This is a genomic window from Streptomyces daliensis, from assembly GCF_054782395.1.
The window spans coordinates 239221-249464 of sequence record NZ_BAAGSO010000058.1 but is presented as its reverse complement, the minus strand read 5'-3'; the positions used below and the strand labels follow the sequence as shown (position 1 = coordinate 249464).

At 73.4% G+C, this 10244-nt stretch carries 10 protein-coding genes; 7 read left to right on the top strand and 3 right to left on the bottom strand.

The genetic code is table 11. The annotated features are described in order from the left end of the window. Window positions 1-349 precede the first annotated feature (349 nt). The 3 genes from ACYVOO_RS13450 (at window position 350) to ACYVOO_RS13440 (ending at window position 3172) form a co-directional block, all read left to right on the top strand. A complete protein-coding gene (locus ACYVOO_RS13450) occupies window positions 350-1369 on the top strand; it encodes an ABC transporter ATP-binding protein (RefSeq protein WP_461015901.1) in 1020 nt (339 codons plus the stop codon). A gap of 50 nt (window positions 1370-1419) precedes the next feature. Continuing rightward, complete coding sequence (locus ACYVOO_RS13445) at window positions 1420-2292, top strand: ABC transporter permease (RefSeq protein ID WP_461015900.1); 873 nt, start codon at window positions 1420-1422, stop codon at window positions 2290-2292. A gap of 199 nt (window positions 2293-2491) precedes the next feature. Then, window positions 2492-3172, top strand: coding sequence for a hypothetical protein (locus ACYVOO_RS13440; RefSeq protein ID WP_461015880.1), 681 nt, complete (start codon window positions 2492-2494; stop codon window positions 3170-3172). 316 nt (window positions 3173-3488) lie between these two features. Here ACYVOO_RS13440 and ybaK read toward each other — a convergent pair whose 3' ends face one another. The 3 genes from ybaK to ACYVOO_RS13425 form a co-directional block, all read right to left on the bottom strand. Further along, entirely contained in the window at window positions 3489-4001 is a 513-nt protein-coding gene (gene ybaK, locus ACYVOO_RS13435; protein WP_461015879.1) for a Cys-tRNA(Pro) deacylase, read from the bottom strand. Between the two features lie 61 nt (window positions 4002-4062). Then, window positions 4063-4875, bottom strand: coding sequence for an LON peptidase substrate-binding domain-containing protein (locus ACYVOO_RS13430; RefSeq protein ID WP_461015878.1), 813 nt, complete (start codon window positions 4873-4875; stop codon window positions 4063-4065). A gap of 128 nt (window positions 4876-5003) precedes the next feature. Then, window positions 5004-6617, bottom strand: a complete 1614-nt coding sequence (locus ACYVOO_RS13425; RefSeq protein ID WP_461015877.1) for an oxidoreductase — start codon at window positions 6615-6617, stop codon at window positions 5004-5006. 429 nt (window positions 6618-7046) lie between these two features. Here ACYVOO_RS13425 and hisD point away from each other — a divergent pair, with 429 nt between their 5' ends. Genes hisD through ACYVOO_RS13405 form a run of 4 tightly spaced genes read left to right on the top strand, consistent with a single transcriptional unit; the run spans window position 7047 to window position 10241 of the window. Next, window positions 7047-8381, top strand: coding sequence for a histidinol dehydrogenase (gene hisD, locus ACYVOO_RS13420; RefSeq protein WP_461015876.1), 1335 nt, complete (start codon window positions 7047-7049; stop codon window positions 8379-8381). Next, complete coding sequence (locus ACYVOO_RS13415) at window positions 8378-9493, top strand: histidinol-phosphate transaminase (RefSeq protein WP_461015875.1); 1116 nt, start codon at window positions 8378-8380, stop codon at window positions 9491-9493. Before hisD ends, ACYVOO_RS13415 begins: the two co-directional genes overlap by 4 nt. Beyond that, window positions 9490-10080 carry an imidazoleglycerol-phosphate dehydratase HisB gene (gene hisB, locus ACYVOO_RS13410; RefSeq protein WP_461015874.1) on the top strand — a complete coding sequence of 197 codons (591 nt, stop codon included), beginning with the start codon at window positions 9490-9492 and terminating at the stop codon, window positions 10078-10080. The genes ACYVOO_RS13415 and hisB overlap by 4 nt, the downstream gene beginning before the upstream one ends. Further along, window positions 10077-10241: a hypothetical protein gene (locus ACYVOO_RS13405; protein WP_461015873.1), complete on the top strand. Its 165-nt coding sequence runs from the start codon at window positions 10077-10079 to the stop codon at window positions 10239-10241. The genes hisB and ACYVOO_RS13405 overlap by 4 nt, the downstream gene beginning before the upstream one ends. Window positions 10242-10244 lie beyond the last annotated feature (3 nt).

The following is a 10244-nucleotide window of genomic DNA, read 5'->3' as shown; positions in this document are numbered from 1 at the left end:
CGAAAAGCCGACCCGCACTTGTCGCCGCCCGAGGAGACACCCCGGCACGGCACCGACCCCCACCACACAGCAACCCCACACGACCACCGGCCTGAGCCAAGAACCACGCGGCCCCAGCCGCAACGCACCGCACCACACGCCGCGCCGAAGCCACCGGCCAGGCAGCCGAACACGGCGCCAAGCCACCCCACTGCGTGCAGCGGCACAAAAATCAGCGCGGGACCCTACGGTGCCCACCTCACCGGCCAACCGTCCCGCGCAACACCCCCGTGAAGCGGGAACCCCCCGTTTCCTTCCGCCCCCCGCGAAGGGGCCCGTGGAGAGGCGCGTACCCTCGTAGCTCGTGGGAATGGGCACACGGCAGGCGGTGGACAGCGTGGAGGCGCCGACGCGGGTCGCCGTGCGTATAAGCGCGCTGGTCAAGACGTACCCCGCGAGCCGTGCCCGCCGAGGCGCACCGCCCGCGCCGGCGGTGCGCGCCAGTGACGACGTCACGCTCGACATCAACGCGGGCGAGATCTTCGGGCTGCTCGGCCCGAACGGCGCGGGCAAGTCCACCCTCGTACGGCAGCTCACGGGCCTGCTGCGCCCGGACAGCGGCGCGATCGAGGTGCTCGGCCACGACCTCGTGCGGCACCCGGAGCGCGCCTCGCGCCTCCTCGCCTACCTGGGCCAGGAGTCCAGCGCACTGGACGAGCTGACGGTCGCGCTGGCGACCGAGACGACGGGACGGCTGCGCGGCCTCGACGTCGACGCCGCGCGCCGCGAGCGCGACGCGGTGATGGACGAGCTGGGCCTCGGCCCCCTCGCCTCGCGCCCCCTCAAGAAGCTGTCGGGCGGCCAGCGCCGCCTCGCCTGTGTGGCCTCCGCGCTGGTGGGCGAGCGCCCGCTGCTGGTGCTCGACGAGCCGACCAGCGGCATGGACCCCGTCGCGCGGCGCGCGGTGTGGGCCGCCGTCGACCGTAGGCGTGCCGAGCACGGCGCCACGGTCGTGCTCGTGACGCACAACGTCATCGAGGCGGAGACGGTGCTCGACCGGGTCGCCGTGATGGACACGGGCCGGGTCATCGCCTGCGACACCCCGGGCGGGCTGAAGGCTACGGTGGGCGACGACGTACGACTGGAACTGGTGTGGCGCGATCGCGCGCCCGTCGACGTGCCGGAGGTCGCCGCGCTGGGCGAGGCGGCCCTCGTCTCGGGGCGGCGCTGGACGCTGCGGCTCGGCCCGGGCGCGGCGCGCGAGGCGGTCGCGGTGGTCACGGGCGGACCGGCCTTCGCCGCACTCGACGACTTCTCGCTGGCGACGCCCAGCCTGGAAGACGTGTATCTGGCGCTGGGCGGGCGCGGGGAAGGCTTGGTGAAGGCGTGAGTTCGGCCAGCTCGGTGAGTTCGGTGAGTTCGGTGGGATCAGTGGGTTCGATGGGCCCGGCGAGTCCGGCGGGTTCCGTGACGTCGGCCGGTACGGCGCCCTCCGCGGCCCCGGCGCCGCAGCCGGAGCCGTCGGCCCCCGGGGCGGGGGCACCCCCCGTCACCCCCGCAGCGCCGCTCGCCGCGCGCGCCCGCCTGTGGCCCGCGCTGGCGGCCGTCTACCGCGCCCAGCTCTCGCGCGCCCGCGTGGCCCGCGTGCCGCTGCTCTTCGTCGCGACGTTCCAGTCGCTCGGGATCATGGTGCTGATGCGCGGCGTCGTGGATGGTGGCGTGGAGGCGCGCGCTGTCGTCGCCGGGTCCAGCGTGCTCGTCGTGGCGTTCGTGGCGCTGAACCTGCTGGCGCAGTACTTCGGCCAGTTGCGCGCCAACGGCGGCCTCGACCACTACGCGACCCTCCCCGTGCCCGCCGCCGCCGTCGTCCTCGGCGCCGCGGGCGCGTACGCGTCCTTCACGGTGCCCGGTGTGGTGGTGACGGCGGTCGTGGGGAGCGTGCTGTTCCAGTTGCCGCTGGGCGGGCTGTGGGTGCTGGCCGCGGTGATCCCGCTCGCGGGCGCGGCCCTCGCCGGGCTGGGCGCGGCCCTCGGACTGCTCGCACCGAAGCCTGAACTGGCCACCGTGTGCGGCCAGTTGGGCATGTCGGCCGCGCTGCTGCTGGGCGTGCTGCCGGGCGGCGAGCTGCCCGATCCTGTGCGCTGGCTGCGGGATCTGCTGCCTTCGACGTACGGCGTGGAGGCCCTGGCCCGCACCTTCGAGTCGGCGCCCGACTGGGGTCGCGTGCTGCTGGACCTGGGTGTGTGCGCGGCCGTCGGCGTCGTGTCGCTCGCCGTGGCGACCTGGGCCTACCGGCGCGCCGCGGTCCGCTGAGCCCCCTCCTGCCCCGCGCCGTACGCGCCCGTACGCGCCCGTACGGACCCACCGCGTGGCCGCGCCATGGGTCGCCCCCCGTGCGACGGGCGAGGCCTGGCACGATGGCGTGGTGACCGTACCGACGCCCTCCTCACACAATCCTGACCACTCCGGCTCCGCACCGGGCCACCCCGGCGAGCCGCAGCCGGGCGGGTCCATGAGCCATGAGCCTCTCGCGGGCCACCCGGGCGGGGGTGCGCACGCCGCCGCTGACGCCGAAGCGGCCGGGCCGCGGGTGCGGCGCGAGCTGCGGGACGCGCTGGTATGCGGGCTGGCCGTGACCGTGCTGGGGGTGGCGCTGGGCCTGCTGTGGCTGTGGCTGGCGCCGAGGGTGCCGCTGTTCACGGACGGCAAGGCCGTCTACCTCAAGGACCCGGAGGGCGAGGAGGCCATCGGCGCCGACGGCACCTTCATCCTCCTCGCGCTGGCCGCGGGCGTGCTGAGCGCCGTCGCCGTCTTCCTCGCCCGCGTGAAGGGCGGCGTGGGCCTCGTGGTGGGGCTCGCGCTGGGGGCGCTGCTGGGCTCGGTCGTCGCCTGGCGCATCGGCGTCTGGCTGGGCCCCGAGACGGACGTGGTGGCCGCGGCGAAGGCGGCCGGTGCGAACGGCACCTTCGACGGGCCGCTGAAGCTGGACGCGAAGGGCGGGCTGCTGGCCTGGCCGTTCGCCGCCGTCCTCATCCACCTGATGCTGACGAGCATCTTCACGCCCCGCGACCCCGAGCCCCCCTTCGAGCAGGACCCGGGTTTCGCGGAGGACCCTGGCTTCGCGAACGGTCCCGGCTTCGCCGACGGCCCGGGCAAGGGCGCGGCGCCCGAGGCCCGTCGCGACACCTGGTAGCCCCGGCTGCCCTCGCCGCCCGTCCCACCGGCCGCCGCTACGCGGGGCGGCGCCCGTGGTTCGCCCTGCCCTTGCGGATGCGCCAGCGGCGCTTGCGGGTGCGCTTGGACATGGGTGGTACCCCCTCGCTGGGTGGCGTCGCCACGTATCCGGTCGCTACGTGCCTAGCCCGAGTACCTAGCCGAGGGGGAGCGCCCTGGGAAGCCCTCGCGAGGCGTTCTCCGGGCGCACCGGTACGCCGGGGTACGGCCGGAGTACGTCAGCGATACGTCGGCCCGTACGCCAGTCCCGTACGCCGGCTCCGTACGTCCCCGCGTCAGACCCGCGCGATGGGCGCCGTCGTCGCCCCGGTGAGCGCCGCCAGGTCGTCAGGGGCCAGCTCGATCTCCAGGCCGCGGCGCCCTGCCGAGACACAGATGGTGGCGTGCCCGGAGGCGGACGCGTCCAGCACTGTGGGCAGCCGCTTGCGCTGGCCCAGGGGCGAGATGCCGCCCCGTACGTATCCCGTGGTGCGCTCGGCCGCCGCCGGGTCGGCCATCGTGGCCCGCTTGCCGCCCGCCGCCGAGGCCAGCGCCTTCAGGTCAAGGGAGGCGGAGACGGGCACGACGGCGACGGTCAGTGTGCCGTCGACGTCCGCGACGAGGGTCTTGAAGACCTGCTCGGGGGAGAGGCCGAGCGCCTCGGCCGCCTCCTCGCCGTAGGAGGGTGCCGCCGGGTCGTGCGTGTAGGCGTGCGTGGTGAAGGCGACGCCCGCGCGGCCGGCGGCGACCGTCGCGGGGGTCGCCGCCGCCTGCTGGCCCTGCTTGCGGTCCTGTTTCTTCCTGGCCATCGCGCCTGTGCCTCGGTTCACCTAGTGGCTGGTCGGTCCGGTCCGGTCCGGTCCCGTCCGGTCAGTTCGGGCTCGTCGGCTGCCGGGTGAGGTCGGCGGCGGGCAGCGAGGGCAGCTTGCCGATCATCGCCGTCTCCCGCCGGAGGATCTTCAGCTCGTCCGCGAGCCGCGTCGCCGTGTCGGGCGCCTGGAGCAGCCGCTGCTTCGACGGGGTGTCGAGGATCGTCGCCGCCGCGACGAGGTAGGAGACCACCGACGGGTCGTCCGGCAGGTCCTGCCCCGCGGCGAGGGTGCGCTCGCGGGCGCTCGCGAGGCGCTTCTGGTACGTGCGGAAGGCCCGCAGCACCCCTGAGGCCAGCGCCCCGGCGCCGTCGCCCTCCTCCTCGGGCAGCTCCTCGATCTCGCCCATCAGATAGGGGCCGCTCGCGTCCACTGAGAGGAGGCGGAAGCGGGTGGTGCCGGTGGCGAGGACCTCGTAGCCGGAGCTTTCCCCGGCGCCCGGCTCCTGCTCGGGGCCCTCGTCCTCGTCGTCGTCCGCGGCGCCGGCCGCACCGGAGGCGCTGGCGCGCTCGCGGATGGTCGAGGCGTCGGCGACGCAGCCCACGCTGTAGAACGCCTTGGCGGGGTCGGGCCCGAAGCCCGCCGTCGGGTCGGCGCCCGTGGGCGGCGCCGCCTCGGGCAGGCCCGTCGCCGTGGGGGCGACCTCGCGGCCGTCCCTGATGGCGACGACGCCGAAGCGGCGCGGGGTGTCCTCGGGGATCTCCAGCAGGTCGCGCATCAGCGCGCGGTACCGCTGCTCGAAGATGTTCAGCGGCAGCACGAGGCCAGGGAACAGCACCGAGTTGAGCGGGAAGAGCGGAAGCGCGGTTGTCACAACGGGTAAGCCTAAAGCCTTCGGCGGTGGTCGCGGTGGGGATATGCGCACGTCGCCGCGACACGCCTCCGCACGCGGTATCCGGATCCCCGCCCGTGTCCCCCCTTCGCGGCGCTCCGAAACCTCCGTCACTGGCGCCTCAGCAGCCGGGTCGCGCCCGTGGCGACCGTCGTCGCGAGGACCCAGCCGAGCAGGATCAGGACGGCCTCCGCCCACTGATAGCCGCCCGCGGGGTTCCAGGCCGCGTCCTGGCCGAAGCTGATCACGGGGAGGAGCAGGTCGAGGGCGTAGAGCGCGGAGTTCCAGTGCGGATGCTCGTGCTCCTTGAGCGGTTCCGGCGGGTTCGCGCCGAACACGACGGTGGCCGAGGCCCACAGCACCGCCATCCACAGGGCCGCCTGCGCCGGCCGGTAGCCGTAGGCCACCGTCCAGTCCTGGATATAGCCCCACACCTTTCCGACCAGCGGCAACGTCTCACGCCTGCGGCGCTGCTTCGCCAGGAGTACGGCGCGCGCGTTGGTGTCCTCACCGCTGTTGCGGTACATCGCGGCGAGCTGCTCGTACGGCTCGGGCGAGTACTCGGGCGTCGCCGTGCTCAGCCACTGGAGGCGCTCCCGGACGTTGAAGTGGCCCTCTTTGGGGATCGCCTGCTGGTACGTGAAGCCCGCCATCCACAGCCGCTGGTCCCGCGGCCAGCTGCCCACCCGGTCCATGAGCTTCTCGACGGTGGCCCCCGACAGCACCACGAGCCCGCGCTCGGGCGCCTGCGGGGTGAAGCTCAGCTCGGGCGTGGAGATGCGGCGCAGCGACAGCTCCTGGTTCTGCTGGAGGTCGAAGCGCGCGTTCTCGATGACCAGGGACGAGCCGAACCTGCCGTCGTCCAGCACGATCCCGCCCGTGCACTCGAAGTGCCGGGTGCGCCAGCGCGTGCCGCCCTCGGTCGTGAAGGGGATGCGGGTGCCGGTGGGCGGCGTCTGGCCCTGGATCTGCGGGGCCCGGCCCGGGGTGGCGTCAGCGAGGCTGGCGACGTGCTCGACGGTCATCTGCGGGGCGTGCAGCGCGTAGCGGCCGCGGGTGTTGCGCAGCACCGTGCCGAACATGTGCAGCGAGCTGCCGATGGTGGCCCCGCGCAGGCTCAGCTCCCCGTCGGTGACGAGCATGCTGGCCTGGAACTCCTGGGAGACCGTGATGCCGTCGGCCGCGATGGCCCGGATGCGGCGCCCGCTGCCGACCTTCGCCTCGTCCAGCAGCAGGTCGGTGCCGATCGTGGCGTCGGTGAGCTTGATGCCGCCGGGTATCGAGCAGCGGGGCAGGTGCAGATCGCCCTCCGTCGTCAGCCGCGCGGCCTCTAGACGGGGGATGGCGCAGTCGCTGAAGCGCGCCGTCTGCAAGCGTGCCTCGGGTATCCGCACCTCCTCCTCGAAGCGGCAGTGCCGCAGCTCGAAGTACGAGTCCACCGTCCCGCCCGACAGGTCGAGGGAGCCGGTGATGTAGGCGCCGACGAGGTGGAGCGAGGCGACCCGGCCCAGTAACGGTGGCGGGCCGTGCAGCAGCAGGCGGGCGATGAAGCGGGCCCGTACGGTGCGCTCGGGCCCCCACGGATGGTCGCCGTCCGGATCGTCCAGTTCGGGCTCGCGGCTGCGCAGGTCGTGCTCGGTGCCGTTGCGGAACGCCTGCCACAGGCCCCATTCGGCGGTGGTCACACCGGTCGGCGGCTCCTCGGAGTCCAGCGGCTCGTTCACTGGTCCGTTCCCCTCCCCCTCATCCCATGTCCCCTGGTCCCCCGGTTTCCCGTTCCCGGGCGCGACGCGGCGTACGGCGCGCCCTGCGGCGCGCGGGCGTCCGCGCGCCCTCGGCGGTGCGTGCGGTGCGTGCGGCGCGTGCGGCGTGTGCGGTGCGTCGAAAAGCCGTGGTCGTACGCTTCCCCTTCCCGCTCCGTGACCGGATGAACGCCTGTGGCGACGATCGGCCGCTGTGCTCCGGTTCCGTTACTGGTGCGTCCGCACCGCAGGTCATATGCCGGGGGCCGGGATGCGGACGGGCACGCACGGGCACGCACGTGCGCGGCGGTGCGGCGCGGGCCCGCGAGGCGGGCGTGAGGCCCCTCACGGTATGTATCAGCCAGTGATACGGGCGGCCAGCCGCCGGACGCGGTCTGAGAGACTGGGGGTGTGATCTCCCGAATCGACCTGCGCGGTTCCGCGCTCGCCGCCACGGCGGCCGGCGGCGGACTCGACCGCGATCTGCTGCCCCGAGCCGAGTTCGACGTCGAGGACGCGCTGGAGAAGGTGCGCCCCATCTGCGAGGACGTCAAGCATCGTGGCACAGCGGCACTGGTCGACTACGCCCAGCGGTTCGACGGCGTCACGCTGGAGCGCGTACGCGTCCCGGCCGAGGCGCTGACGGAGGCACTGGAAGCGCTCGATCCGGACGTACGCGCGGCGCTGGAGGAGTCCGTCCGGCGCGCCCGTATCGTCCACCGCGACCAGCGGCGCACCGACTCCACCGTCCAGGTCGTCCCCGGCGGCACCGTCACCGAACGGTGGGTGCCCGTCGAGCGCGTCGGGCTCTACGTGCCGGGCGGCCGGGCCGTCTATCCGTCCTCCGTCGTCATGAACGTGGTGCCCGCGCAGGAGGCGGGCGTCGGCTCGCTGGCCGTCTCCTCGCCCCCGCAGAAGGAGTTCGGCGGGCTGCCGCACCCCACCATCCTCGCGGCCTGCGCCCTCCTGGGCGTCGACGAGGTGTACGCGGCGGGCGGCGCCCACGCCGTGGCCATGTTCGCCTACGGCACCGAGGACTGCGCCCCTGTCCAGCTCGTCACAGGGCCGGGGAACATCTACGTCGCCGCCGCCAAACGCCTGCTCAAGGGCCGCATCGGCATCGACTCCGAGGCGGGCCCCACCGAGATCGCGGTCCTCGCCGACGACACGGCCGACGCCGCGCACGTCGCCTCGGACCTGATCAGCCAGGCCGAGCACGACGTCGTCGCGGCGGCCGTGCTGGTCACGCCCTCCGTCGCGCTGGCCGAGGCCGTCGAGGCCGAGCTGAAGACCCAGGTCGCCGCCACCCGGCACCACGAGCGGATCACCGAGGCGCTGTCCGGGCGCCAGTCCGGGATCGTGCTCGTGGACTCCCTGGAGGACGGACTCGCCGTCGTGGACTCCTACGCGGCCGAGCACCTGGAGATCCAGACCGCCGACGCCGCCGCCTGGGCCGCGCGCGTGCGCAACGCGGGCGCGATCTTCGTCGGCCCCTGGGCGCCCGTCTCGCTCGGCGACTACTGCGCGGGCTCCAACCACGTGCTGCCCACCGGCGGCTGCGCCTGCCACTCCTCCGGTCTCTCGGTGCAGTCGTTCCTGCGCGGCATCCACGTCGTGGACTACACGCGCGACGCTCTCGCCGAGGTGACCCACCACGTCGTCACCCTCGCCGAGGCGGAAGACCTGCCCGCCCACGGGGCGGCGCTCAAGGCAAGGTTCGACTGGAAGGTGCCGCAGAGCAAGTGACCGGCATTGACGATCTCCCCATCAGGGACGAGCTGCGCGGCAAGTCCCCGTACGGCGCCCCGCAGCTCGACGTTCCCGTACGCCTGAACACGAACGAGAACCCGTACCCGCTCCCCGAGGAGCTGGTGCGGCGGATCGCCGAGCGCGTCTCCGACGCGGCCCGCACCCTCAACCGCTACCCGGACAGGGACGCGGTCGTGCTCCGCACCGAGCTGGCCGCCTACCTCACCCGCACCGCCGGGTACAAGGTCGGGCCCCGCAATGTGTGGGCCGCCAACGGCTCCAACGAGGTCATCCAGCAGTTGCTCCAGACCTTCGGCGGCGAGGGCCGCACCGCGATCGGCTTCGAGCCCTCGTACTCGATGCACGGCATCATCGCGCGCGGCACCGGCACCGAGTGGCTCTCCGGGCCGCGCCACGACGACTTCACCATCGACACCGAGGCAGCCGTCGCCACCATCGCCGAGCGCAGGCCCGACGTGGTGTTCATCTGCTCGCCCAACAACCCCACCGGCACGGCCGTCGGCCGCGACACCGTGGTGGCGCTCTACGAAGCGGCGCAGGCCGCCAAGCCGTCGATGGTCGTCGTGGACGAGGCGTACGGCGAGTTCTCGCACCGCGAGTCGCTGCTGCCGCTGCTGGAAGGCCGCCCGAACCTGGTGGTCACCCGCACCATGTCCAAGGCGTTCGGGGCCGCCGGGCTGCGGCTCGGCTATCTGGCCGCCGACCCCGCCGTCGTCGACGCGGTCCAGCTCGTGCGGCTGCCCTACCACCTGTCGGCCGTCACCCAGGCCACCGCGCTGGCCGCGCTCGAACACACCGACACGCTGCTCGGCTACGTCGAACGGCTCAAGGACGAACGCGACCGGCTGGTGCGCGAACTGCGCGCCCTCGGCTGCGAGGTCACCGAGTCGGACGCCAACTTCGTGCAGTTCGGGCGGTTCGACGGCAAGGGCGGCGCGCACGCGGTCTGGCAGGCTCTGCTGGACCAGGGCGTCCTCGTCCGGGACAACGGAGTGCCGGGCTGGCTGCGGGTGTCGGCGGGCACGCCCGAAGAGAACGACGCGTTCCTCGACGCGGTACGCGCAGTGACGAAGGAGACGAACCGATGAGCCGCGTGGGCCGCGTGGAGCGCACCACCAAAGAGACCTCGGTCCTGGTCGAGATCGATCTCGACGGCACCGGGCAGGTCGACGTCGCCACCGGCGTCGGCTTCTACGACCACATGCTCGACCAGCTCGGCCGCCACGGCCTCTTCGACCTCACGGTCAAGACCGACGGCGATCTGCACATCGACAGCCACCACACCATCGAGGACACCTCGCTGGCCCTGGGCGCCGCCTTCAGGCAGGCGCTCGGCGACAAGCGGGGCATCGTGCGGTTCGCCAACGCCTCGGTGCCGCTGGACGAGTCGCTGGCCCAGGTGACCGTCGACCTCTCCGGGCGCCCCTACCTCGTGCACACCGAGCCCGAGGGCATGGCGCCGATGATCGGCGAGTACGACACGACGATGACGCGGCACATCCTGGAGTCCTTCGTGGCCCAGGCGCAGATCGCGCTGCACGTCCACGTCCCCTACGGGCGCAACGCGCACCACATCGTCGAGTGCCAGTTCAAGGCGCTGGCGCGGGCCCTGCGCTACGCGTCGGAGATCGACCCCCGGCAGACCGGCATCCCCTCGACCAAGGGCGCGCTGTGAACGGTCTCTCCACTCTGCTGATCTTCGTCGGGCTGTTCCTCGCGGGCGGAGCCGTCTCCTTCTGGAAGCAGAAGCTCCCGAAGAGCGTCGTCGCCGTGCTGGTCATCGCCTCGGTGCTGGCGCTCGCGGCGGGCGTGCTGCGGCTGGAGGTGTGGAAGTGAGCG